Source organism: Janthinobacterium sp. CG3 (genome assembly GCF_000344615.1).
GTDB lineage: Bacteria > Pseudomonadota > Gammaproteobacteria > Burkholderiales > Burkholderiaceae_D > Janthinobacterium.
Genome location: NZ_KB467824.1, coordinates 432,719 through 456,941, shown reverse-complemented (window position 1 = coordinate 456,941; position 24,223 = coordinate 432,719). Strand labels below are relative to the sequence as shown.

Sequence of the window (24,223 nt, the reverse complement as noted above, 5' to 3'; positions counted from 1 at the left end):
ACTGATTTTCAGACGTTCAGCCGGCCATTGGCGCCTTTGTAAATCCTCAAGAATCGTTGGTGCGGGCACTTTGCGACGCGCGTTTGTCCGCGAATTTCTTCTGCCACCGACGTTGGAGTAATCATGCACTGCCTTTCAATTTAATAGGAGAGCAATATGAACCAAGCACAAGTGAAACCTATCCCCGAAGGAATGCACACGCTCACCCCGCACCTGGTGTGCGCCGGCGCGGCCGATGCGATCGAGTTTTACAAGAAGGCGTTCGGCGCGACCGAGGGTGGCCGCATAGCCGGCGCCGACGGCAAGCTGATGCACGCGATGTTGCAGATCGGCGACTCGCACCTGATGCTGGTCGACGAATTCCCCGAATGGGGCAGCTTCGGGCCGAAGTCGCTGAAAGGCTCGCCCGTCACGATCCACATGTATGTGAACGACGTCGACGCCGCCTTCGCGCGGGCGCTGGACGCCGGCGCGACCGTCGCCATGCCGCTGCAAGACATGTTCTGGGGCGACCGTTACGGCGTGCTGCAAGATCCGTTCGGCCATAACTGGTCGCTGGCCACCCATGTGCGCGACGTCAGCCCGGAAGAGATGCACAAGGCGGCCATGCAAGGCTGCGTCGACGCATCGCAAACATAAAGGGGCCGGCCATGCGTTTCATGATCATAGTGAAAGCCAGCGCGCAATCCGAAGCCGGCGTCATGCCGAGTGAGCAATTGCTGACAGACATGGGAAATTTCAACGAGGAATTGTCCAAGGCCGGCGTGCTGCTGGCCGGCGAGGGTCTGCATCCCAGCGCGATGGGCGCCCGCGTCATATTTTCCGGCAGCGACCGAACCGTCGTGGATGGCCCGTTCGGCAATACACAGGACTTGGTCGCCGGCTTCTGGCTGATCAAAGTCGAGTCGAAGGAGGAAGCGATCAAATGGGTCAAGCGCTGCCCGAACCCGATGCCGGGCGATTCGGAAATTGAAATCCGCCAGGTGTTCGAGAGCGAGGATTTCGGCGCCGCCCTGACGCCGGATTTGAAGCTGCAGGAAGAGCGCATGCGGGCCGGCACCAAGCTGGCGGTGTGAGCGTTGGAACAATCAACACCACAGGCCTAACCCCGAGGTCAGACCTAGGGTCTGACCTCGGCTCCGCGCCGTTGGTTTACTATCGGCGTCTCCGGCTCTTTACTTTAAGAAAACATGACATCGAATATCACGCGACGCATGGCGCGGGTCGCCCTGCCGCCGCTGGCGTGCGCCCTGCTCTGTTCCTGCGCCAGCCTGATCGGCCAGCGCCAGTTGGAGCTGCCGCTGGCCAAGCTGCAGCAAGGGCTGGAGCGCCGCTTTCCGCTGGAAAACCGCATGATGGCGCTGCTGCACGTCGAACTGACCCGCCCGCGGTTGGCGCTGTTGCCCGACGACCGTATCGGCCTGGCGTTGGAGGCAAAGATCGCGCCGCCGTTCACCAAGCAATCCTGGCGCGGCGGCATGGCGATGTCGGGCCGGCTGCTGGTCGACGCCAGCCGCAACGCCGTCTTCCTGCGCGAGGCCAGGGTTGATCAATTTACAGTCGACGGCGTCGACGCGGGCGTGCAGCGCCAGCTCGCCAAGGCGGCCAATCTGGTGGCGCAGCAAATCGCCGGCGAGGTGCCCTTGTATAACTTCCGGCCGGAAGAGCTGCGCTACGCCGGCGTCCAATTCGTCCCGACCGGCATCCGCACGACGGCCGAGGCGCTCATCGTTACTTTCGAGGCGGCCAAGTAAGTTGATGCGCAACTATTCCGCTTACGCTTCCGCCATTTCCTTGCGCCGCTCGGTCATGGCTTGGCGCCGGCCGACGTCGGCCGCGGCGTTGAGGTCCGCGGAAAAGTCGTCGACCTGGATCGAGATGTCGGCGTAGCGCGCAAAATCCGATAGCACGTGGCGTTCTTCGGCCGTGATCAGCCCGCTGGCGGCGGCGTCGGCCACCCATTCGCGCATCTCCACCAGGCTTTGCGGAATCGCCGCCAGCGCGCCGGAGTGGACCGCCGGTTTGAAGCGGTGCTCGATCGCCTCGACCTGCGGCAGCAGCGCGAAGGCCAATTCGCCGCAGGCAATCGGGTCGCCGAAGTCGTCGGCGACGAAGCAGTCGGCCAGCAGCCGTTCGCGGCCCGGGCCGGCCGTTTGCATCGCCTCGGCCACCTCGCCGCCGAGCGCGTCGGACGGTTCGCGGTAAGGCAGGCCGAAGGGGAACACCAGCAGCCGCAACGCCAGCGCCAGCGCGCGGTTCGGGAAGTTGTCGAGCACGCCGATCAGCGCGTTCTGGGCGCGCGCCAGCGCGTCCTGCACCGACCAGTGCACGTACGGCGCGTCGGCTTGCGGCCGGCCGTCGTCCTCGAAGCGTTTCAGCGTGGCGGAAATCAAATACATCTGCGACAGGATGTCGCCCAGGCGCGCCGATATGCGCTCGCGCCGCTTCAGCGAACCGCCCAGCACGAACATGGCGAAGTCGGTCATCAGCGCGAACGCCGTCGACAGGCGGTCGACCGCGCGGTAGTAGCGCAGCATGTCTTCGGCGGCGGCGCGCACTTCGGGCTTGAGCAGCGCGCCGGTCAAGCCGTAGCACAGTGCCCGCGCCGCGTTGGCGCACACGAAGCCGACATGGCCGAAGAAGGCGTCGTCGAAGTCCAGCAGGGCTTTGCGGCCGTCGGTTTCGGTGCTGGCGTGCATTTCCTTGAGCACGTAAGGATGCGCGCGGATAGCGCCCTGGCCGAAGATGATCAGGCAACGCGTCAGGATGTTGGCGCCCTCGACCGTGACGGCGATGGGAATTTGCTGGTAGGCGCGCGCCAGGAAGTTGCTCGGCCCCATGCAGATGCCCTTGCCGCCCAGGACGTCCATGCCGTCGTTGACGACCGCGCGGGCGCGCTCGGTGACGTGGTATTTGGCGATGGCCGAGATCACCGCCGGCTTTTCGCCCAGGTCGACCGCCAGCGCCGACAGCTTGCGCGTCGCGTCCATCATGTACAGGTTGCCGCCCATGCGCGCCAGCGCCTCCTGCACCCCTTCGAACTTGCCGATGGCGGTCTTGAACTGGCGGCGGATGGCGGCGTAGGCGCTGGTGCCGCGCACGGCCAGCTTGGCGGTGCCGACGCTGGCCGACGGCAGCGAAATCGCCCGTCCCGCCGCCAGGCATTCCATCAGCATGCGCCAGCCCTTGCCGATCTGCGGCTGGCCGCCGATCACCCACTGCATCGGGATGAAGACGTCGCTGCCGGAGGTCGGGCCGTTCTGGAACACCGCGTTCAGCGGCCAGTGGCGCCGGCCGATGACCACGCCCGCGTGGGTGGTCGGGATCAACGCGCAGCTGATGCCCGGCTCGACGCCGGGCGGCAGCAGCTTGTCGGGGTCGACGGCGCGAAACGCCAGGCCCAGCAGCGTCGCCACCGGCCCCAGCGTGATATAGCGCTTGGTCCAGCTGACGCGCAGCCCCAGCGTTTCGCGGCCCTCGAACTGGCCCATGCAGACCACGCCGGTGTCGGGAATGGCGGCGGCGTCCGAGCCGGCGTACGGGCTGGTCAAGGCGAAGCACGGCACCTCGGTGCCGGCCGCCAGGCGCGGCAGGTAATAGTCTTTTTGCGCGTCGGTGCCGTAGTGCAGCAGCAATTCGGCCGGCCCGAGGGAATTTGGCACCATCACCTGCACCGCCAGCGCCGAGCAGCGCGTCGACAACTTCATCACCACTTGCGAATGCATATAGGCCGAGAATTGCTTGCCGCCGTATTGTTTCGGGATGATCATGCCGAGGAAGCCGCGGTCGCGGGCGAACTGCCATGCCTGCGGCGACAAGCCCTGCCACAGCTGGGTGCTTTCCCAATCGTCCACCAGGGCGCACAATTGGTTGACCTCGTTGCCGAGGAAGGCTTGCTCTTCGTCGCTCAGCGACGGCGCCGGCAGGCTGAGCAGTTTATTCCAGTCGGGCTTGCCGGAGAACAAGTCGGCGTCCCACCAGGTGGTGCCCGCCTCCAGCGCGTCGCGCTCGGTCTCGGACATGCTCGGCAGGATGCGTTTAAACAGGGCCAACAGATGCGGACTGACCAGGCTGCGGCGCAGCGACTTGCTGGCCAGCAGCACCGCCGGCGCGCCCAGCACCACCAGCAGGACCGCGGCGGCGAGCGCGTCAATGACGTCGCCGGCGTAACCGACGACGATCCACAGCGCGATTGCCGCGACCCACAAGGCGCCAGCGGCCTGGAACAACATCAGCGCCACAGTTGCGACGACAGCCGCCAGCATCCACATACCCATCTCATCTCTCCCTTTGCGCAGCGGCCGGAAGTCGAACGCTACAGGCCCACTTTACTGAGATAGGCGGTGGATATCAGTGCGGTATCGCGCATAGGACCCGCGCATTCTGCATATTTATTAAAATTGCCAATCCGGCACGGTTTTACTCAGCCCGCCGCGCGCAGCAACAACTGGCCGCCCAGCGCCATCAGCGCGGTGAAAAAGCAGCGCCGGAACAGCGCCTGCGGCATCTTGCGGCGCAGCCATTGCCCGGTCGCCATGCCGGCCAGGGCCGGCAACAAGGCCAGCGCCGACGCGCCGGCGCCGCGCCAGTGCAGCGCGCCGGACCACGCCAACTGCAGCGCCAGCGCCAGCGTCGACACGGTAAAGGCCAGCCCCATGGCCTGGACCAACTGGTCCCGCCCCAGCCCGAGCGCCTGCAAGTAAGCCACGGCGGGCAATACGAACACCCCGGTCGCGGCGCTGACGACGCCGGTCGCCGCGCCGACCAGCGGCGCCAGCCAGCGCTCGAGCCGGGCCGACACGCTCCAGCTCACCGCCACCAGCCCCAGCGCCGCGTAGACCATCAAGGCCAACCCCAAGGCGCCGCCGGCCCAATCGGCGCGCAGCCGCTGCGCCAGCGCGGCCCCGGCGGCGGTGCCGGCGCACACCCCCAGCAACAGCGGCCACAGCCGACGCAGCAACGGCGTGCAATCCGGCCCGGCGGCCAGTTGCCATAGATTCGTCAGCAACGAAGGCAGTAACAACAAGGCGGCCGCCTCCATCGGCGTCATTAGCAGGCTCAGCAAAGCGATGGCGACGGTCGGCAGACCCAGCCCAACCGCGCCCTTGACGGTGCCGGCCAGCCAGAAGGTCGCCGCGATCAACAATATATTTTCCATGCGCCCAGTCTGCCGGCAAAGGCGGCGCATGGAAATGTGGGATACACTGAGCCAGCCTTCGGCGCAGCCATAGGCCGACGCTGGATTCGACGACCTGACACGACCCGACCATGCGCTTTGATTTGACCGACCTGCAACTCTTCCGCCACGTCGTGGAGGCGGGCAGCATCACCGCCGGCGCCGAGCGCGCGCACCTGGCGCTGGCGTCGGCCAGCGCGCGCCTGCGCGGCATGGAAGACTTGCTGGGCGTGCCGCTGCTGCTGCGCAAACGCCGCGGCGTCGACGCCACCGAGGCCGGGCGTACGCTGTTGCACCACGCCCGGGTGATCCTGGGGCAAGTGGAGAAAATGCGCGGCGACCTCGGCGACTATGCGCAAGGCCTGAAGGGCCAGATACGCCTGTTGTGCAACACCTCGGCGCTCAGCGAATTCCTGCCGCAAGCCTTGGCCGACTACCTGCGCGCGCATCCGCAGGTCCACGTCGAGGTCGAGGAAAGGCGCAGCGGCGACATCGTCCAGGCGCTGTTCGACGGCGTCGCCGACATCGGCATCGTGGCCGACAGCGCCAACAGCGATGGCCTGCAAACCTTCCCTTTCCGCGACGACCCGCTGGTTGTCGTGGCGGCGCCGGCGCACCCGCTACTCGCCGGGCCGGGCGGCGGCGGCGGCGACATCGCGTTCGCGCAAACGCTGGCCTACGACTTCGTCGGCCTGGCCGCCGACAGCGCGCTGCAACAGCACCTGAGCGAACACGCGGCGAAACTCGGGCAGCGCCTGCGCTACCGCCTGCGCCTGCGCAGCTTCGACGCCATTTGCCGGGTCGTCGAAAGCGGCGCCGGCATCGCCATCATTCCGGCGGCGGCGGCGCGGCGCTATGAAAAAATGCTGGCGATCCGGCAGCGGCGCTTGACCGACCCCTGGGCCATGCGCCATTTGCTGGTCTGCGTGCGCCGCCACGACGACTTGTCGGCCCACGCCCGCGCGCTGGTCGGCGCGCTCAAAGCCTGAGCCCGGCCCGGCCGGCGCCGCTGTCGGGCCGGCATTTATCGCGCAAACGGCGACGCCGTGTGCCAAATCAGTTAATATTGCGAGATGGAAATGTTAGCTGGGGTATAAGTTGTTAGTGATTATCGGATTCATCGTCGTTCTGCTCTCCATTTTTGGCGGCTTCGCCCTGCAGGGCGGGCACTTGGGCGCCCTCTTCCAACCGACCGAGTTGCTGATGATAGGCGGCGCGGCCATCGGCACTTTCGTGGTCGGCAACGACTCGAAGGCGATCAAGGCCACCATGGCGGCGTTGCCGTCGCTGATGCACGGCTCGAAATACACCAAGTCGCTGTATATGGAGTTGATGGGCTTGCTTTTCGAAGTGCTCACCAAGATCCGCAAGGAAGGCTTGATGTCGCTGGAAGACGATATCGACAATCCCTACGGCAGCGCGATCTTCCTCCAGTATCCACGCACCATGTCCGACCCGCACATCCTCGAATTCATCACCGACTACCTGCGGTTGATGGTGTCGGGCAATATGGACGCGTTCCAAATCGAAAATCTGATGGACAACGAAATTGAAACCCACCACGAAGACGGCGAAATGCCGATCCAAACCATTGCGCAACTGGCCGACGCGATGCCGGCGTTCGGCATCGTCGCCGCCGTGATGGGCGTGGTGCATACGATGGCCTCGGTCGGGCTGCCGCCGGCCGAGCTGGGCGTGCTGATCGCCAACGCGCTGGTCGGCACCTTCGTCGGCATCCTGCTGGCCTACGGCTTCGTCTCGCCGGTCGCCAGCCTGCTGCGGCGCAAGCACCACGAATCGCAAAAGATGCTGCAGTGTATCAAGGTGACACTGCTGGCCAGCCTGAACGGCTACGCGCCGGCGCTGGCGGTGGAATTCGGCCGCAAGGTCATCTCCAACACCGAACGGCCCTCGTTCGACGAACTGGAAAAGCACGTGCGCCAGGTCAGATACAAGAACTAGGCCGCCGGGCCGAAGCGCGCCCTAGGGGGCCGGCGGACAGGTCCAAGCCTGCGCATCGCGTAGCAGCCCACCACCAGCAGGCAGGCGGCGCCGATGATGCGCTCCGACGACCAGCCATAGTCGTTGACCCGCAGGCCCAGCGCGTACACGCCGTTGGCCCAGATCGGCAACAACAGCATCGCCGCCACGCGCGCGCTGACGGCGACCGTGCGCGCGACGTCGGCGCCTACCGGCCACAGCGCGCCGACGAAGAAGGCGGAAAACAGCAACTGGATCGCCAGTTTCCAGGCGGCGTCGAAATAGCTCGGATAGCGCGCCACGAGGCGACGCTCCAGCGCGCCGGCCAGCACCAGCGCGTGGGCGATGTACAGGCCGACGCCGCAGAACACGAACAGCAAGGTCGACGGCATCGGATCGACGCGCGCGCCGGCGCCAGCGTCATCCCGCCAAGCCGGCGCGCCGTCGAGGCGCCAGATGTCGTACGGCGCCAGCGCGACGACCACCAGCGCCGCCGCCAGCATCCAGGCGGCGGCGCGGCGCGGCGCCAGATGCCCCAGGCTGGTGAGCAACATCGGCGACAGCACGCCGAGCAACACCAGCGGCGCGAACAGATAGGGCTGGGTGGCCGGCCACAACTGGTCCGCTTTCGCCAGATACAACAGATACAGCAGCGCGCCCTGCAACAGCCCGACCGCCAGGCGCGCGGCCGCCACCCTCGGCGTCGCCACCGTGTCGAGCGTGAAGGTGTCTTTCGCGGCGGGCGTGTGCGACATGCGGCAGTCCTGTCTCAATAAGTACGAGCGCCGCCATGATCGCACCTCGTTATGTTTTTTTTAATAATGGCCGGAGCGGCAACAGCTGCGCCAGCCCCCAGGCGAACTCCGGCAGCAAGAACAGCCACAGCACCGGCGCGCCGGTGGCCAGCAGCGCCCACACCATCCACGTCGAAAAGAGCAGCCGCGCCGCGGCGTCGTAACGGCCGAGGCGCGGCTGCGGGTCGCGCACGCGCAACGCCGACCAGACCAGCACAATGCTCCCGAGCAAACAGCAAATAAGCACGTGGAAGGGTTCGAACGCCGGCAGGGCGGCGCCGCCCAGCAACACGTTCACGTTCGACAGTTGCTCGCGCACCAGCGCGAAGCTCCACGGCGTGGCGAAAGGCGCGGTCAGCAGCACATCATAGAGCGCGCTGGCGCGCACGATGTGGCGAAAATCGGACGGCGACACGGACGGCATCATCTTCACACTCCCAGAAAAGTAATACGGCAATGCTAAAGCCTAGAGTACACTCCAAGGTCAAGCGCAATGGAGGCGATGCATGCAAATAGGGGAAATGGCCGCGGCCACCGGGCTTAGCCGCGACACGCTGCGCTATTACGAGAAACGCGGCCTGCTGCGCGCGCGCCGCGCCGGCAACGGCTACCGCGACTACCCGCCCGAGGCGCTCGACTGGCTGCGCTACATCCGCATCGCCCAAAGCCTGGGCTTCACCCTGGCCGAAATCGAAGCCGACTTGCCGCTGCTGAACGCGCCGGAGGCGTCAGCGCCGCAACTGCGCGCCGCGCTGGCGCGCAAACTGGCCGACATCGACGTCCGCATCGCCGGGCTGCACGGCCTGCGCGGCGAACTGGCGCGCCGCCTCGACGACAACATGGCCGCCTGCCCGCTGAGCCCGCCAACACTTCCGGGCTCAAGTCTCGATATGGCGGTGTTGTTGTGAAACGACATTGACGCGGATGGTCGACGCGTAATCCGGCGCGCCGCTCCGGGCCAACGTTGTCGGGTGACGCCGTCGCGGCTGGACCGACCTGCGAAAATCGCGCTCACGGCATTCGGCTCGCCCCCCCCAAGGGCGGCGGGCACGTGGGCAGGCCAACAACGTTATAATAGTTGGGCTTGACCGCGGCCATCCGGCCGCCCTCCCCAACCGCTCTTCCGCTCTGGTCCGCTACGTGAATCCACATCTCGACAAACTGCAATCGTATCCGTTTGAAAAACTGCGCCAATTATTTGCCAAGGTAAGCGTCAATCCGGACTATTCCGCCATCAGCCTGGGCATGGGCGAGCCGAAGCACCCAACCCCGCCGTTCATCCAGCAGGCGCTGGCCGACAACGTCGCCGGACTGGCCAGCTACCCGACCACGATCGGTTCGCAGGCGCTGCGCGTGGCCATCGCCAACTGGCTCGAACGCCGCTACGGCATCGCGCCGCTGGACCCGGCCACGCAGGTGTTGCCGGTCAACGGTTCGCGCGAGGCGCTGTTCGCGCTGGCGCAAACGGTCATCGACCCGGCCGCCAAGTCGCTGGTGGTCAGCCCGAACCCGTTCTACCAGATCTACGAGGGCGCCGCCTACCTGGCCGGCGCCGAGCCGTATTTCGTCAATTCCGATCCGGCGCGTAATTTCGGCTGCGATTACGACAGCATTCCGGCCGCCGTCTGGGAGCGCGTCGCGCTGCTGTTCGTCTGCTCGCCCGGCAACCCGACCGGCGCCACGCTGACCCTGACCGACTGGGAGCACCTGTTCGCGCTGTCCGAGCGCTACAACTTCGTCATCGCCGCCGACGAGTGCTATTCCGAGATCTACCACGGCGACCAGCCGCCGCTGGGCGCGCTGGAGGCGGCCCACACGCTCGGCCTGGCCGGCGCCCCGCGCCCGTACGCGCGCCTGGTGGTGTTCTCCAGCCTGTCGAAGCGCTCCAACGTGCCGGGCATGCGCTCGGGCTTCGTCGCCGGCGACGCCGAGGTGTTGAAAAAATTCCTGCTCTACCGAACCTACCACGGCGGCGCCATGAGCCCCACCGTGCAGGCGGCCTCCGTCGCGGCCTGGAACGACGAAACCCACGTCGAAGAGAATCGCGCAAAGTACCGCGCCAAGTTCGCCGCCATCACGCCGCTGTTGCAGGGCGTGCTGCAAGTGGAACTGCCGGACGCCGGCTTTTACCTGTGGGCCGACGTCAGCCGCACCGGCCTGTCGGACACGCAATTCGCGCAGCGCCTGTACGCCGAATATAATGTCACGGTATTGCCTGGCAGTTACCTGGCGCGCGACGCGCACGGCATCAATCCAGGCAGCAACCGGGTCCGCATGGCGCTGGTCGCCGAGGCCGAGGAAGGCTTGGAGGCGGCGCGCCGCATCGTCCAGTTCTGCCATTCCTTATCAGCATCTTGAACCCCCAACCAAAGAACATCATGAGCCAACAATTAGAGCAAATCATCGAGCAGGCGTGGGAAAACCGCGCCGAGATCACCCCGGCCAACGGCGCCGCCGAGCTGCGTGACGCGGTCGGCCACGTTATCGCCGGCCTCGACGACGGCAGCATCCGCGTCGCGCAAAAAACCGGCGCCGACTGGGTCGTCAACCAGTGGGTCAAGAAAGCCGTGCTGCTGTCGTTCCGCCTGGAAAACAACGTCGTGATGAGCGGCGACGGCACCATGCAGTTCTACGACAAGGTACCGACCAAGTTCGCCAACTACACCGAAGCCGACTTCGTCAAAGGCGGCTTCCGCGTGGTGCCGCCGGCCGTCGCCCGCCGCGGCAGCTTCATCGGCAAGAACGTCGTCATGATGCCGTCGTTCGTCAACATCGGCGCCTACGTCGACGAAGGCACCATGGTCGACGCCTGGGCCACCGTCGGCTCCTGCGCGCAGATCGGCAAGAACGTCCACCTGTCCGGCGGCGTCGGCATCGGCGGCGTGCTGGAACCGATGCAAGCGAACCCGACCATCATCGAGGACAACTGCTTCATCGGCGCCCGCTCGGAAATCGTCGAAGGCGTCATCGTCGAAGAGAACTCGGTGATTTCGATGGGCGTCTACATCGGCCAGTCGACCAAGATCTACGACCGCGCCACCGGCGAAGTGAGCTACGGCCGCGTGCCGGCCGGCTCCGTCGTGGTGTCGGGCAACCTGCCGTCGGACGACGGCAAGTACAGCCTGTACTGCGCCGTCATCGTCAAGCGCGTCGACGCCAAAACCCGCGCCAAGACCGGCATCAACGAGTTGCTGCGCGGGATTTAATTCAGCCACACCGGGGACAGACCACGTTTTCCGAGAAATACTTTCTCGGAAAACGTGGTCTGTCCCCAAACTGATGAAGGGGTACACGATGGCCATGGAACGCTTATTCCAGTTGATGAAGGAAAAGAACGCGTCGGACATGTTTTTCGCGGTCAATTCCCCGGTCCACCTGAAGATCAACGGCAATCTGATTCCCATCAATCAACAAAAGCTGGAGCCGGACAACATCGGCTCGCTGCTCTCTGAAATCTGCACGCCCGAACAAGTGGCCGAGCTGGAACGCGAGAACGAACTCAACATGGGCATCTCGGTGCCCAACTTGGGCCGCTTCCGCCTGTCGGCGTTCCGCCAGCGCGGCAGCATCTCCGCCGTGTTCCGCTACGTGCCCGCCAACATCCCGGCGCTGGCCGACCTCGGCCTGCCGAGCGCGCTCGCCGAGCTGATCATGGAAAAGCGCGGCCTGATGCTGATCGTCGGCTCGACCGGCTCGGGCAAGTCGACCACCATCGCGTCGATGCTGGACCACCGCAACGAGTTGCGCTCCGGCCATATCCTGACCTTGGAAGACCCGATCGAGTACCTGTTCAAGAACAAGCGGTCGATCGTCAACCAGCGCGAGATCGGCAGCGACGCCAAGGACTTCTACACCGCGCTGCGCAATTCGATGCGCCAGGCGCCCGACTGCATCCTGATCGGTGAAATCCGCGACAAGGAAACCATGGCCGCCGCGCTGGCCTACGCCCAGTCCGGCCACCTGGTGCTGGCCACGCTGCACGCCAACAACAGTTACAACGCGCTGAACCGCATTATCAGTTTCTATCCGATCGAGAACCGCGCGTCGCTGCTGCAAGACCTGTCGTCGACGGTCAAGGCCATCGTGTCGCAGCGCCTGGTGCGCTCGATCAACGGCGGCACCCGCACGGCGGCCGTCGAGATCATGGTCAACACCCGCCACATCTCCGACTTGATCGAACGAGGCGACATCAACCAGATCAAGGAGGCGATCGAGAAAAGCATGTCGCCGGGCTCGCAGTCGTTCGAGCTGGCGCTGCTGCAATTGGTCAAGGACGGCATCATCAGCCAGGAGGAGGCGCTGGCCAACGCCGATTCGGCCACCAATTTATTGTGGCTGCTTAACAACGGGCCGGACAGCAAGAGCGCCCAGGCCGAGCCGGAAGCCAAGGCCAGCACCGAGGCGTCGTTTACCGAGTTTACGCTGAACACCTGAGGCGCCCAGCCGCCTCCGCTCGCCCTATTTCACTTCGCGCGCCAGTTTCAGCATTTGGTAGCTCAGCACCAGTCCGCGCCGCTTCGCCTCGGTCTGGTTGATGCGGAACGCCAAGCCGTTCGGCTCCAGTACCAGGCCGATCACGGCGCCGCTGCGAAACGATTCGGCGCTGTCGCCGACGATCAGCACCGGGCCGTCGGCCAGCAACTCGCGCCAGCGCTGCAGCTCGGCCCGCCCTTTCATTCCCAGCACCAGCAACTGGCACTGCGGCACCGCTTGCGGTTCGCTCAGGTACAACAGGCGCACCGGCGCCGCCCCGGGCGCGCCCTGCGTCAGCCCGCGCAAGGCTTCCTGCAACGGCGCGTCGCCGGCCACGCAGTAGGTGAATTCGCGCGGCGGCGCCGGCGGCCATTCGGTCAGTTGCGCGAAGCGGTAGATGAAGGCCGCCTTCAGTTGCACCTCGTCCGGGCCGGCCCACGCCGGCGCGGCCAGGCCCAGCCAGCACAGCGCGGCCAGCCAACAGCGGCGCCTCATGGAAGGAAACGCCGCGTCAGCGACAGCCGCAGCACCCGCCCCTCTTGCAGCAGCGACACGCCCGGCGTCCAGGGCCGGTCGGCATAGCGCTTGTTGGCCAGGTTGTAGAGTCCCAGCGACCACTCCGCCTCGGCGCCCGGGCGCCACAGCAGTACCGCGTTGACCAGCGCGTAGCCGGGCAAGTCCTGCGCGTCGGTGCGGCGCCGGCTGGTGCCGAGCGCCTGCCACGACAGCCGCAGCGCGTCGCCCGCCAGCGGCTGGCTGAACAGGAGTTTGACCAGCGTGCGCGGCGAATTGCTCAAGCCCTGGCCGTGCGCGTCCTTGCTGTCCTGCAGCGACACGGCGGCGCGCAATTGCCGGCCGCCGTCCCAGCGCCGCTCCAGCCCCAGCTCGGCGCCGGCGTTGCGGATCGGGCCGCTGTTCTCGACGAAGCCGGTTTGCTGGTTCACGCCGATCAGGTCGCGCAAGCGCGAAGCGTAGAGCGACAGCCGGTATTGCAGGCGCGGCGTGGGCGCGTGCTCCCACGCCAGTTCCAGCGTGCGTATCCGCTCCGGCGCCGGAACGGCCACCTGGAACGGCGCGTTGACCTGGAACTCGTACAGGTTGGCGGCGCGGAAGGCGCTGCCGTACATCAACTTCAGCGTCGCGTCGGCGACGCCGCTCCAGACCCAGGCCAGGCGCGGATTGCTGCTGCCGCCGCCGGCCGTGGCCTGGTCGCGGCGCCATCCGAGGATCAGGCGGTGCGCGTCGTTGAGGCGCCAGGCGTCCTGCACGAACAGGCCGCGGCGCCGGTTGTTGCCGAAAAACTCGGCCAGCACCGGCTCGCCGACGGTGCCGGCGCTGATTTTTTGCTCGCGGTCGCCCTGGTATTCGACGCCCGCCATCAAGTCGTGGTCGCGCCAGCGCCGCGTGCTCAGGCGCAGGTCGGCGTTGACCCAGCGCCCCAGCGAGACGGTGGCGTATTCGCGTTCCAGCGCGTCATCGCGCAGATACGGTTCAATGTAGCGGTACTCGCTGCGCTTGGCCGAGACGGCGCCGAACAAGGTCCAGTCGTCGCCCAGCGCGCGCTCGTACGCCAGCGCGGCGAAGCTGCCGTTGACGACGGCGCGGGCCTGGCCGAAGTTGTGGCCAGGCTCGGCCCCCAGCGCGCTGGGGAAGCCGCGCTCGCGCTGGCTGACGCCGCCGCGCAAGGTCCAGCCGCCGGCGCGCGCCATGCCCAGCACGCGCTCGCCGCGGTCCCAGTTGCGCTCGGCGGCAAGGTCGCGCTCGGCCGGCGCCACCTCGACCGCCGAGGCGATGCGGTCCTGGCGGAACGCGCTCAGCGCCAGCCAGCCCTCCCAGCCGCGTTCGGAGCGGTGGCCCCAGCTGGCGCGCAGCTGGCGCAGCCGGTCCGAGTCGACGGCGGCGCTCACCTGCGCGCCGCGCAATTTGTCGCTGCCCTTGGTAATGACGTTCACCACGCCGAGGAAGGCGTTGTTGCCGTACAGCGCGGAGCCGGGGCCGGGCGCGAATTCAACCCGCTCGATCAGCCCGACGTCGACCGGGAACTCCGGCCCCAGCACGCCGGCGTCGTAGATGTTCTCGTTGACGCGGATGCCGTCGACCAGGAACAACAGGCGCGAGTTCAGGTCGCCCGGCCGGCCCAGGCCGCGCGCGCCGACGTAGACGAATTCGCCGTCGCCGCTGACGAACAGGCCCGGCATGCTGCGCATGACGTCGGCCATGTTGCGCAGGCCGTAGCGGGCGATGTCGGCGTCGGTGACGACGTAGGTGACAGACGGCGCCTGCGCCGCGCTTTCGGCGTAGCGCGACGAGGTCGACACTTCGACCTCGCGCGGCACCTCGCTCAGCGGCTGGCGCAGCAACTGCTCCAGCGTAGGCTGGGCGGCGCTGGCGGGGGGCTGGGCCGGGGCCGGGGCCGGGACTGGCACTTGAGCTTGCGCTTGCGCTTGCGCCTGTTGCAGCGCCGGCCAGCAGCACGCCGCGGCCAGCGCCAGCCGCAGCGCGGCGCCGCGGCGCCTACTCGGACTGCGCATCGCCGGCCCTCCTGAAGGTGTTTTTGCCAGCCCGCTTGGCCGCGTACATGGCGCGGTCGGAGGCGTTCAGCAAGGCGCTCGGGTCGCCCGCGTCGAGCGGGTAGAAGGCCAGCCCGATGGTGGCGCCGACCGGCATCAACCGGCCGGCGACGTGCAGCGGCGCGCGCACCGCCTCGATGACGCGGCGCGCCAACTGCTCGGCGGCGGCCTGGTCCGGCAGCGCCGGCAAGATCAGCGCGAACTCGTCGCCGCCGAGCCGGCACAACACGTCGCGCGCGCGCACCGCGCCGGCCATGCGCTGCGCCACTTCGCACAGCACGGCGTCGCCGGCCTCGTGGCCGTGCTCGTCGTTGACGACCTTGAAATTGTCCAGGTCGATGAACATCAGCGCCATCAGCTCGGCGGCGTGGGCGCTGTGCACCAGGTGGCGCTGCAACTCGCCCTGGAAGAACAGCCGGTTCGGCAACGCGGTCAGGCTGTCGCGGTGCGCCAGCCGCTGCATCTGCCGGCCGGCCACTTGTTCCTGTTCCAGTTGCTGGTGCAAATCGGCCTGCCAGATCTCGATGCGTTTCAACATCTCGTTGAAGCGTTCGGTCAAGCGCCCCACCTCGTCGCGCCGGTGCACGGTGGCGCGGCGGCTGTAGTTGTGGTCGCGCGAGACGCGCTCGGCCAGGTCGGACAGGTCGACGATGGGCGCCAGCGCCCGCCGCTGCACCGCGCGCAGGCCGCGCGCCGCGACCCAGATCGCCAGCGCGATCAAGGTTCCGGCCAGGCCGGACAGTTGCAGCAGGGTGCGGTGCAGGCTTTGCAGGCTTTCGCGCACCACCAGCGCGCCGACCCGCTCGCCCTTCAGGCGCACCGGCACCCACACCTCCAGCGCCTGCGCCGAGGTGCTGGTGACGCTGGCGCGCGTGGCCAGTTGGCGCGGCGGCGCCAGCCGCGCCAGCGCCGCGCCGGGCTCGGCCTGCCAGTGGGCGAACAGCACGTTCTGGTTGGTTTGCACCTGCACTTCGAGCAGGTCGCTGCGGCGCGAGAACGAAGCCAGCTCGTTGCGCGCGGCGGCGGCGTCGACGAACACCAGCATCGGCGCGACGCTGTTGGCCAGCAGCTGCGCGCCCAGTTCGGCGCTTTGCGCCTGGCGCGCGCGCGCGACGAACCAGGTCGCCGTGGCGATCAGCGTGAACGTCAGCAACATGGTTGCGCTCAGCACCAGCAGGTTCAGCCGCGTCAGGCGCCGTACCAGCGAGTCGCCGGAAGCGCGGGGCTGCGGTACGTGGGTGGCGCTGGTCTGGTCGGTCATGGCTGCGGTGGCGGCTTGGCGGCGGCGTGGTGGCGACTGGGGAAACGGCATGGCGGCGCCGGGAAGGGGCGGTCCGTTCCGGCGCACAATTTCCTCAAGGAATTATCTTTCTATGGGATTGTATGCCGAAAGCCCGCCGCGGTGGCGCAAAAGAGCGGCGATTGCGCCGCGGCGTGGCGCGCCGGCCACCGCAGCCATGGTATTCTAGCGCCCTTCGAGCGGACACTTTGGCCCGATCAACCCTGCCAGCCCCCGATTTCTCATGACAATAACCTTATATGGCATCCCGAACTGCGACACGGTCAAAAAAGCCCGCGTCTGGCTCGCCGACCAGCAGCAAGCGTTTACCTTCCACGATTTCAAAAAGCAGGGCCTGGAGCGCGCCACCGTCGCGCAATGGCTGCAACATCTGCAATGGGAGGCGCTGGTGAACCGCAAGGGCACCACCTGGCGCAATCTGAGCGAGGAACGCAAGGCCGCCGTGGTCGACGCCGACAGCGCGCTGGAACTGATGCTGGAGTCGCCGTCGGTGATCAAGCGGCCGGTGCTGCATGATGGACAACAGTTCCATGTCGCGTTTTCGGACGCGCAGTACCGCGCGATTTTTGGGCTGTAGACTGTCAACCAAGCAACTCCTGTAACCCCGGGGCCAGCCCCCCGGGGTCTGGCCCCGGCCGCACCTCCATAATAAATATATATGACTTATTCCAAGACTCTCGCGCTGACCGAAAAACTGCTGGCCCTGTCCTCCGTCACGCCCGACGACAAGGGCTGCCAGCGCCATCTGATCGACCTGCTCGAGCCGCTCGGCTTCGTCTGCGAAACCATCGAGTCGAACGGCGTCACCAATCTGTGGGCGCGCAAGGGCGCGACGGCGCCGCTGATCGTCTTCGCCGGCCACACCGACGTGGTGCCGACCGGCCCGGTCGAGCAGTGGCGCTCGCAGCCGTTTATTCCGACCCACCGCGACGGCAAGCTGTACGGCCGCGGCTCGGCCGACATGAAGACCTCGATCGCCGCCATGGTCGTGGCCTGCGAGGAATTCGTCGCCGCCCGCCCGGCCCATAGCGGCTCGATCGGCTTCCTCATCACCAGCGACGAGGAGGGCCCGGCCACCGACGGCACCGTGATCGTTTGCAAGATGCTGAAGGAACGCGGCGAACAGATCGACTATTGCCTGGTCGGCGAGCCGACCTCGGCCGACACGCTGGGCGACATGATCAAGAACGGCCGCCGCGGCTCGCTCGGCGGCAGGCTGACCGTCAAGGGCGTGCAGGGCCACATCGCCTACCCGCAACTGGCGAAGAACCCGATCCACCTGGCCGCGCCGGCGCTGGCCGAGCTGGTCGCCGAGCAATGGGACGCCGGCAACGAATACTATTTGCCGACGTCGTGGCAGATGTCCAACATCCACGGCGGCGCCGGCGCCTCCAACGTCATCCCGGGCGAACTGGTGGTCGACTTCAACTTCCGCTTCTCCACCGCCAGCACCTCCGAGGGCTTGAAGGCGCGCGTCCACGCCATCCTCGACAAGCACGGTGTCGAGTACGACATGAAGTGGACGCTGAGCGGCCTGCCCTTCCTGACCCCGCGCGGCGAGCTGAGCGACGCGCTATCGTCGGCGATCCTGGCCGAAACCGGCATCGAAACGGAGTTATCGACCACTGGCGGCACCTCCGATGGCCGTTTCATCGCTCAGATCTGCCCGCAGGTGATAGAATTCGGTCCTCCTAACGCAAGTATCCACAAGATCGACGAGCACATCGAACTGCGCTTCATCGATCCGCTGAAGAATATCTACCGGCGTACGCTGGAGAACTTGCTGCCGTAACCCCAATATCCAGGCCCGCTCGCGGGCCGCCTTTTTTTCGAGAGCGCCCATGAGCCCGACCTCTTTCACCACGCCGCGCGACTTGCTGCGCTACGCCGTGACCCGCTTCAACAGCGCCAAGTTGTTTTTTGGCCACGGCAGCGCCGAAGCGTTCGACGAGGCGGCCTACCTGATCCTGCACACGCTCAAGCTGCCGCTGGACAAGCTGGAACCCTTCCTGGACGCCAAATTGCTGGCCGACGAAGTGGCCGCCGTGCTGGCCGTCATCGAGCGCCGCAGCGTCGAGCGCGTGCCGGCCGCCTATATCACCAAGGAAGGCTGGCTCGGCACGTACAATTTCTACGTCGACGAACGCGTCATCGTGCCGCGCTCCTTCATCGCCGAGCTGGTGCCGGACTTCTTCTCGCCGTGGGTACCCGATCCCGAGGGCGTGGAAAACATCCTGGAACTGTGCACCGGTTCCGGCTGCCTGGCGATCATGCTGGCCGACGCCTTCCAGAACGCCACGGTCGACGCCGTCGACATCTCGCCGGACGCGCTGGCCGTGGCGCGCCGCAACGTCTCCGACTACAAGCTGGAGTCGCGCGTGACGCTGATCGAGAGCGACCTGTACCAGAACGTGCCGGACAAGAAATACGATTTGATCATCACCAATCCGCCGTACGTGAACTCTACGTCGATGGGCAAGTTGCCGCAGGAGTACCTGTGCGAGCCGCGGATCGCCCTCGACGGCGGCAGCGACGGCATGGACCTGGTGCGCAAGATCGTCGCCGGCGCCGCCGAGCGCCTGACCGACGACGGCATTTTGATGGTTGAAATCGGCAACGAGCGCGCATTCGCCGAAGCCGCCTTTGGCGCGCTGGGCCTGACCTGGCTGACCACCAGCGCCGGCGACGACATGGTGTTCCTGCTGACCGCCGACCAGTTGCGTTTGAACTAATAGCATGAAGCCGGGGCGCCGGCGGCTCCGCCGCCGGATGCACGCCTCTGGTTTACACATTGGCATTACCTGAACTGCATTCCCAGCGAGACCGGGGTTGTGTTCTTCACCCCATAACAAAGCATAAAAATGATACGTTTTCTACAAGTAAGCCTGATGCGCGGCATCAAACCGTTGTTGGAGCAAGTCGACGTCACCCTGAACCCGGGCGACAAGATCGGCTTGATCGGCGCCAACGGCGCCGGCAAATCGAGCCTGTTCGGCCTGCTGCGCGGCGAGTTGCACCCGGACCAGGGCGAGATCGACTTCCCGGCCAAGTGGCGCATGGCTTACGTGGCGCAGGAAACCCCGGCGCTGGACCGCGCCGCGCTCGACTACGCGATCGACGGCGACGTCACGCTGCGCAAGCTGGAAAGCGAACTGGCGCGCCTGGAATCGGAGCCTGAAACGACCGAAAACGGCATCGCCATCGGTAATATGTACAGCGCGCTGGCCGACGCCGACGCCTACACCGTGCAGTCGCGCGGCGAACAATTGCTGCTGGGCCTGGGCTTCACGCTGGACCAGATGCAATTGCCGGTGGCCAGCTTCTCCGGCGGCTGGCGCATGCGCCTGAATTTGGCGCAGGCGCTGATGTGCCCGTCCGACCTGCTGCTGCTCGATGAACCGACCAACCATTTGGATTTGGACGCGATCATCTGGCTGGAAGACTGGCTCAAGCGCTACCCCGGCACCCTGATCATTATTTCGCATGACCGCGACTTCCTCGACGAGGTCGTCAACGTCGTCGTGCACATCGACGAGCGCAAGCTCAAACGCTACTCGGGCAACTACTCCGGCTTCGAACGCCAACGCAACGCGCAACTGATCCTGGCCGCCGGCGCGCTGGAAAAGCAAACCCGCCAACGCGCCCATCTGGAATCGTTCGTCAACCGCTTCAAGGCCCAGGCCTCGAAGGCGCGCCAGGCGCAGAGCCGCATGAAGGCGCTGGCGAAAATGGAAGAACTGGCGCCGCTGCGCGCCGCCGCGGAATTCTCGTTTGAATTCCGCGAGCCGCTGAACGCGCCGAACCCGCTGCTGGTGCTGGAAGACGTCGACGCCGGCTACAACATCGAGAACCCCGAGACCGGCGTCGTGACGCAAAAGAAAATCGTCAACGGCATCAACTTCTCGCTGCAAATCGGCCAGCGCATCGGCTTGCTGGGCGTGAACGGCGCCGGTAAGTCGACGCTGATCAAAACCATCGCCGGCGAAATCGGCCCGCTGACCGGCGACGCCGTCATCGGCAAAGGCTTGTCGATCGGCTACTTCGCCCAGCACCAGGTGGAAATGCTGCGCCACGACGAATCGCCGCTGTGGCATCTGGGCAAAATCGCCCCCGGCGTGCGCGAGCAGGAACTGCGCAACTTCCTGGGCGGCTTCAACTTCCCGGGCACCATGGTGACCAGCTCGATCCGCCCCTTCTCCGGCGGCGAGAAGGCGCGCTTGGCGCTGGCCCTGATCGTCTGGCAGCGCCCCAACCTGCTGCTGCTCGATGAGCCGACCAACCATTTGGACCTGGAAACGCGCGAGGCGCTGACGATGGCGCTGGCGCAGTTCGAAGGCACGCTGGTGGTCGTCTCGCATGACCGGCATTTGCTGCGCGCCACCACCGACCAGTTCATCATCGTCGCCGACGGCAAGCTGCAGCCCTTCGACGGCGATTTGGACGACTACAAGGATTGGCTGTTCAAGACCAAGCTGGGCAAGGGCACCACCGTGCTGCCGGCCGCCGGCAAGGACAACAAGACCGACTTCCCGGTCGCCCCGACGGTGGCCGCGGCCGCCCCTGCGGTCGACAAGCGCGACCAGAAACGCGTCGACGCCGAAGAGCGCCAGCGCCTGACCGCGCTGCGCAAGCCGATCGAGAACAAGATCAAGCGCCAGGAAGAGCAGATCGCCAAGCGCAACGTGCAAAAAGAGGAAGTCGACGCCAAGCTCGGCGAGCCGGGCATCTACGACGCCGCCAACAAGGCCAAGCTGAAGCAATTACTGGCCGACCAGACCTTCTTCACCAAGGACCTGGCACAGTTGGAAGCGGAATGGCTGGCCTTGCAGGAACAGCTGGAAGCGCTGGCGGTTTAGTCACGCCAACCCGTTACGCCAGCGCGGGCGGGTCGCCTCAGGCGGCCTGCCTGGCGCCGGCGCCGACCCGGCGGATCGACATCAACTTGTCGATATCCACCAGAATCAGGCGGCGCCCGCCGATCTCCCCCAAACCCAGCAAATAGTCCACCTCGTTCTGCGCTTCCGCGCCGGGAATCGGGTGGATGTCGCTGTTGCACAGCGTAACGATGTCGGTCACGCCGTCGACCACCATACCCATCACGCAATTCGACAATTTCAGAATGATCACGTCGGTCATCGGATCGGTCAGCACCGGCCTGTCGCTGAAAGCGATGCGCATGTCGACCAGCGGCATGATGACCCCGCGCGAGACGGCGACACCGCCGATGATCTCGCCATCGGAGGCGAAACGGTCCAGCTCCTTGAACGGGCGCAGCTCCTGCACCCGGTCGAAGTCGAGGCCGTACTCCAGGCCGCCGAGGCGGAAACTCAGATATTGCCGCTGCGATTCGTCCACCTTGCCGATACGGGCGGCATCGGCAAAGCGCGTAGTCATTGGCTGCATGGGGTTCCTTTCGTCCGGGGGTGGCTGCCGCGAGGAGCCGCGAATACCCATGCTAACCAGACTCCACCCGCGCGGCGTTGAGCGACATCAACATTGCTAGCGGCGGGCGCCGCAACAACGCCGGCGCCGGTGATTCTTGCAAAGCATAAAGAAGGCGCTACAATAAGACCGCCCAGGGCTTTCCCACATGCCGTGAGCGTGTCGTAGATCGGGTTACGCCGTGCCGGCCAACCCGACCTACGACGCGCTATCAACGGCATTCGGGTCTGGCCGCGGATTCACGCCCTTGCTGTTGCTGTTAATCGCAGCCACCGGCGCTCCACCAGCCACTTCATCGACACAGGTAATCACCATGTTCCACTGGCTGCAGCGTGTGTTTTCCCGGCCCGCCGAAGCGCGCCCGCCAACGGCGCCGCCGCTGGCCGCGCCCGTCATGCCGGCGCCATCCGCGCCGCTGTCCGACGGCGTCGCCGTGGCCCGCGCCGCGCCGCCGGCCGGGGTCTCCTTCGAGCAAAAAGACAACGTCAACACCAACTACCACGCCTGGCTGTTCGGCGCGCGCGACGACGGCGACCTCGACGTCACGCCGCAGGAAACCCAGGTGCTCGACGCGCTCGAAGCCATCATGACATCGAAGCAATCCGGCACCGACCTGGTGCGGCGCCTGCCCGGCCTGATCCCGCAGGTGCTGCAAAGCCTGCGCACCGAGCATTTTTCAGGCGCCGAAATCGCCCGCAAGATTTCCAGCGACGTGGTGCTGGTGGCGGCCGTGATCCGCCTCGCCAACAACGCCAGCCAACACCGCGCGCAGCGTATTACCAGCGTCGAGCACGCCGTCATCGTCATCGGCCAGGAAGGCTTGCGCCAACTCGTCACGGCGGTCGCCTTCCACCCCATCATCGACTTGAACTCCGGCCACTTCACGCGCCTGCTGGCGCCGCGCATCTGGGACCAGTCCGAACGCTGCGCCGTGGCCAGCCGCGTCTTCGCCGAGCAACAAGGCATCGATCCCTTCCTCGCCTTCCTGGCGGGCGTGGTGCAAAACGTCGGCCTGCTGGTGTCGCTGCGCATGATGGACCAACTCGCCAAGGACCCGGCCGAACTCGGCTCGACCTTGTTCTGCGCCGGCCTGCTGCGCAACGCCCGCCTGCTGTCGTGCAGCATCGGCCAGGAATGGAACTTTCCCGAAGCGGTCACCCTGGCCATCCGCGAGCAACTGAGCATGCACAAGCGCGCCGCCATATCGCCGCTGGGACAATTGCTGGCGATGACCGACTATCTGAGCAAGGTAAAAATTTTGGTGGAAAACGCGCGCCTCGATGAAAACCAGTCCGGCCTGTTCAACGGCCTGCCGCCGCACGCGCGCGCCTGCTACGACGAACTCGGCGCGCTCGACGCGGTCGAGGCGGCCATCGCCGCCGGCGCGCCATGAGCGGGGCCGGCAACGACGCCGCCGCCCCGCCGCTGGCCGGCATCCGCGTACTCGACCTGACCCGGCTGCTGCCCGGCCCGGTCGCGACGATGCAGCTGGCCGACATGGGCGCCGACGTGCTGAAGATCGAAGACCCCGGCGCCGGCGACTACGCGCGCGCGATGGGGCCGGTGCGCGCCGAGGTCTCGCAATTTTTCGTCGCCGTCAACCGCGGCAAGCGCTTCCTGCGCCTGGACCTGAAGGACCCGGCCCAGCGCGAGCAACTGCTGGCCCTGGTCGAGGACGCCGACGTGCTGGTGGAAAGCTTCCGCCCCGGCGTCATGGCCAAACTCGGCCTGGGCTGGGACGTGCTGCGCCGGCGCAAGCCGACGCTGGTGATGTGCGCCATCTCCGGCTACGGCCAGGATGGCCCGTTCGCGCAACTGGCCGGCCACGACATCAACTACATCGGCTACGCCGGCATGCTGGCCAACAACGCCGGCCCGGACGGTACGCCGGCGCTGCCCAACCTGCAGGTGGGCGACCTGCTGGGCGGCGCCCAGAGCGCGCTGCAAGGCATCCTGGCGGCGCTGCTGGCCGTCAAGATGGGCGGCCCGGGCCGCTTTGTCGACATCTCGATGAGCGACGCCGTGCTGGCCCACAACATCATGCCGCTGGTGGCCGTCAACAACGGCGCCGAGGCGGCGCCGGCGCGCGACCTGCTGACCGGTGGCGTGCCCTGCTACAACGTCTACCGCACCGCCGACGCGCGCTTCATGGCGGTCGGCGCGCTCGAACTGAAGTTCTGGCAACTGTGCTGCGACGTGCTGCAACGCCCCGACCTGAAGGCGCGCCACTGGCAATTGGGACAGCAGGTCGGCGGCGCCGACGCGCTGGCCGTCAAGGCCGAGCTGGACGCCATCTTTGCCGGTCGCAGCTTGGCGCAGTGGACCGAGACCTTCGCCGCCAGCGACTGCTGCGTCACGCCGATATTGACCAGCGCCGAGGCGCTGCGCCACCCGCTGTTCCAGGCGCGCCGCATGGTGTCGCAAGAGCGCCACCCCACCGAGGGGGTATACTGGGCCGTTGCGCACCCGATCAAATTTGAAACCTGAT

General features: G+C 66.5%; 23 protein-coding genes. 15 read left to right on the top strand and 8 right to left on the bottom strand.

What is annotated here, in order from left to right; all coding sequences use genetic code 11:
* Window positions 1-156: 156 nt before the first annotated feature.
* From JANGC3_RS0102150 to JANGC3_RS0102140, 3 genes are all read left to right on the top strand, one after another.
* Window positions 157-639, top strand: a complete 483-nt coding sequence (locus JANGC3_RS0102150; protein WP_035787517.1) for a VOC family protein — start codon at window positions 157-159, stop codon at window positions 637-639.
* Window positions 640-650: 11 nt separating this feature from the next.
* A complete protein-coding gene (locus JANGC3_RS0102145) occupies window positions 651-1,076 on the top strand; it encodes a YciI family protein (protein WP_017874836.1) in 426 nt (141 codons plus the stop codon).
* 114 nt (window positions 1,077-1,190) lie between these two features.
* Entirely contained in the window at window positions 1,191-1,754 is a 564-nt protein-coding gene (locus JANGC3_RS0102140; protein ID WP_026132434.1) for a DUF1439 domain-containing protein, read from the top strand.
* A 21-nt stretch (window positions 1,755-1,775) separates the two neighbouring features.
* On the opposite strand, the gene JANGC3_RS0102135 is transcribed toward JANGC3_RS0102140, so the two are convergent.
* Together JANGC3_RS0102135 and JANGC3_RS0102130 are read right to left on the bottom strand one after the other, a co-directional pair.
* Window positions 1,776-4,277: an acyl-CoA dehydrogenase gene (locus tag JANGC3_RS0102135; RefSeq protein ID WP_026132433.1), complete on the bottom strand. Its 2,502-nt coding sequence runs from the start codon at window positions 4,275-4,277 to the stop codon at window positions 1,776-1,778.
* A gap of 146 nt (window positions 4,278-4,423) precedes the next feature.
* Window positions 4,424-5,158 carry a sulfite exporter TauE/SafE family protein gene (locus JANGC3_RS0102130; RefSeq protein ID WP_017874833.1) on the bottom strand — a complete coding sequence of 245 codons (735 nt, stop codon included), beginning with the start codon at window positions 5,156-5,158 and terminating at the stop codon, window positions 4,424-4,426.
* Window positions 5,159-5,268: 110 nt separating this feature from the next.
* Here JANGC3_RS0102130 and JANGC3_RS0102125 point away from each other — a divergent pair, with 110 nt between their 5' ends.
* Both JANGC3_RS0102125 and motA read left to right on the top strand, forming a co-directional pair.
* Entirely contained in the window at window positions 5,269-6,165 is an 897-nt protein-coding gene (locus tag JANGC3_RS0102125) for a LysR family transcriptional regulator (RefSeq protein ID WP_017874832.1), read from the top strand.
* A 109-nt stretch (window positions 6,166-6,274) separates the two neighbouring features.
* Window positions 6,275-7,138: a flagellar motor stator protein MotA gene (gene motA, locus JANGC3_RS0102120; RefSeq protein WP_026132432.1), complete on the top strand. Its 864-nt coding sequence runs from the start codon at window positions 6,275-6,277 to the stop codon at window positions 7,136-7,138.
* On the opposite strand, the gene JANGC3_RS0102115 is transcribed toward motA, so the two are convergent.
* Complete coding sequence (locus tag JANGC3_RS0102115; protein WP_017874830.1) at window positions 7,135-7,911, bottom strand: DUF4153 domain-containing protein; 777 nt, start codon at window positions 7,909-7,911, stop codon at window positions 7,135-7,137. The two genes, motA and JANGC3_RS0102115, sit on opposite strands and share 4 nt — an antisense overlap.
* Window positions 7,912-7,960: 49 nt before the next feature.
* The gene (locus JANGC3_RS0102110) at window positions 7,961-8,377 is read right to left on the bottom strand and encodes a hypothetical protein (RefSeq protein ID WP_327075779.1); all 417 of its coding nucleotides are present in this window, start codon (window positions 8,375-8,377) and stop codon (window positions 7,961-7,963) included.
* Between the two features lie 79 nt (window positions 8,378-8,456).
* Between JANGC3_RS0102110 and JANGC3_RS0102105 the strand changes: the two genes are divergently transcribed.
* The 4 genes from JANGC3_RS0102105 (at window position 8,457) to JANGC3_RS0102090 (ending at window position 12,384) form a co-directional block, all read left to right on the top strand.
* Complete coding sequence (locus JANGC3_RS0102105; protein ID WP_051068199.1) at window positions 8,457-8,858, top strand: MerR family transcriptional regulator; 402 nt, start codon at window positions 8,457-8,459, stop codon at window positions 8,856-8,858.
* A 232-nt stretch (window positions 8,859-9,090) separates the two neighbouring features.
* On the top strand, window positions 9,091-10,308 hold the full coding sequence (dapC, locus tag JANGC3_RS0102100; RefSeq protein WP_017874827.1) for a succinyldiaminopimelate transaminase: 1,218 nt from the start codon (window positions 9,091-9,093) through the stop codon (window positions 10,306-10,308).
* A 20-nt stretch (window positions 10,309-10,328) separates the two neighbouring features.
* On the top strand, window positions 10,329-11,156 hold the full coding sequence (gene dapD, locus JANGC3_RS0102095; protein WP_017874826.1) for a 2,3,4,5-tetrahydropyridine-2,6-dicarboxylate N-succinyltransferase: 828 nt from the start codon (window positions 10,329-10,331) through the stop codon (window positions 11,154-11,156).
* Window positions 11,157-11,244: 88 nt separating this feature from the next.
* Window positions 11,245-12,384 carry a PilT/PilU family type 4a pilus ATPase gene (locus tag JANGC3_RS0102090; RefSeq protein WP_026132430.1) on the top strand — a complete coding sequence of 380 codons (1,140 nt, stop codon included), beginning with the start codon at window positions 11,245-11,247 and terminating at the stop codon, window positions 12,382-12,384.
* A gap of 24 nt (window positions 12,385-12,408) precedes the next feature.
* Here JANGC3_RS0102090 and JANGC3_RS0102085 read toward each other — a convergent pair whose 3' ends face one another.
* From JANGC3_RS0102085 to JANGC3_RS0102075, 3 genes are read right to left on the bottom strand one after another with little or no spacing between them, the layout of a single operon-like run.
* Window positions 12,409-12,918, bottom strand: a complete 510-nt coding sequence (locus tag JANGC3_RS0102085) for a YfiR family protein (RefSeq protein WP_017874824.1) — start codon at window positions 12,916-12,918, stop codon at window positions 12,409-12,411.
* The gene (locus JANGC3_RS0102080; RefSeq protein WP_017874823.1) at window positions 12,915-14,954 is read right to left on the bottom strand and encodes a TonB-dependent receptor plug domain-containing protein; all 2,040 of its coding nucleotides are present in this window, start codon (window positions 14,952-14,954) and stop codon (window positions 12,915-12,917) included. Before JANGC3_RS0102080 ends, JANGC3_RS0102085 begins: the two co-directional genes overlap by 4 nt.
* Complete coding sequence (locus JANGC3_RS0102075; protein ID WP_017874822.1) at window positions 14,938-16,305, bottom strand: sensor domain-containing diguanylate cyclase; 1,368 nt, start codon at window positions 16,303-16,305, stop codon at window positions 14,938-14,940. The genes JANGC3_RS0102080 and JANGC3_RS0102075 overlap by 17 nt, the downstream gene beginning before the upstream one ends.
* A gap of 211 nt (window positions 16,306-16,516) precedes the next feature.
* Here JANGC3_RS0102075 and JANGC3_RS0102070 point away from each other — a divergent pair, with 211 nt between their 5' ends.
* From JANGC3_RS0102070 to JANGC3_RS0102055, 4 genes are all read left to right on the top strand, one after another.
* Entirely contained in the window at window positions 16,517-16,870 is a 354-nt protein-coding gene (locus tag JANGC3_RS0102070; protein ID WP_017874821.1) for an ArsC family reductase, read from the top strand.
* A gap of 81 nt (window positions 16,871-16,951) precedes the next feature.
* Complete coding sequence (gene dapE, locus JANGC3_RS0102065) at window positions 16,952-18,085, top strand: succinyl-diaminopimelate desuccinylase (protein WP_017874820.1); 1,134 nt, start codon at window positions 16,952-16,954, stop codon at window positions 18,083-18,085.
* A gap of 49 nt (window positions 18,086-18,134) precedes the next feature.
* On the top strand, window positions 18,135-19,025 hold the full coding sequence (prmB, locus tag JANGC3_RS0102060) for a 50S ribosomal protein L3 N(5)-glutamine methyltransferase (RefSeq protein ID WP_017874819.1): 891 nt from the start codon (window positions 18,135-18,137) through the stop codon (window positions 19,023-19,025).
* A 129-nt stretch (window positions 19,026-19,154) separates the two neighbouring features.
* On the top strand, window positions 19,155-21,149 hold the full coding sequence (locus JANGC3_RS0102055; RefSeq protein ID WP_157406413.1) for an ATP-binding cassette domain-containing protein: 1,995 nt from the start codon (window positions 19,155-19,157) through the stop codon (window positions 21,147-21,149).
* A 37-nt stretch (window positions 21,150-21,186) separates the two neighbouring features.
* Here the strand turns inward: JANGC3_RS0102055 and JANGC3_RS0102050 are convergent, their stop codons facing one another.
* Window positions 21,187-21,687, bottom strand: a complete 501-nt coding sequence (locus JANGC3_RS0102050; RefSeq protein ID WP_017874817.1) for a chemotaxis protein CheW — start codon at window positions 21,685-21,687, stop codon at window positions 21,187-21,189.
* 361 nt (window positions 21,688-22,048) lie between these two features.
* Between JANGC3_RS0102050 and JANGC3_RS0102045 the strand changes: the two genes are divergently transcribed.
* Together JANGC3_RS0102045 and JANGC3_RS0102040 are read left to right on the top strand one after the other, a co-directional pair.
* On the top strand, window positions 22,049-23,128 hold the full coding sequence (locus JANGC3_RS0102045) for an HDOD domain-containing protein (protein ID WP_017874816.1): 1,080 nt from the start codon (window positions 22,049-22,051) through the stop codon (window positions 23,126-23,128).
* The gene (locus tag JANGC3_RS0102040) at window positions 23,125-24,222 is read left to right on the top strand and encodes a CaiB/BaiF CoA transferase family protein (RefSeq protein WP_017874815.1); all 1,098 of its coding nucleotides are present in this window, start codon (window positions 23,125-23,127) and stop codon (window positions 24,220-24,222) included. The genes JANGC3_RS0102045 and JANGC3_RS0102040 overlap by 4 nt, the downstream gene beginning before the upstream one ends.
* Window position 24,223: the final 1 nt, after the last annotated feature.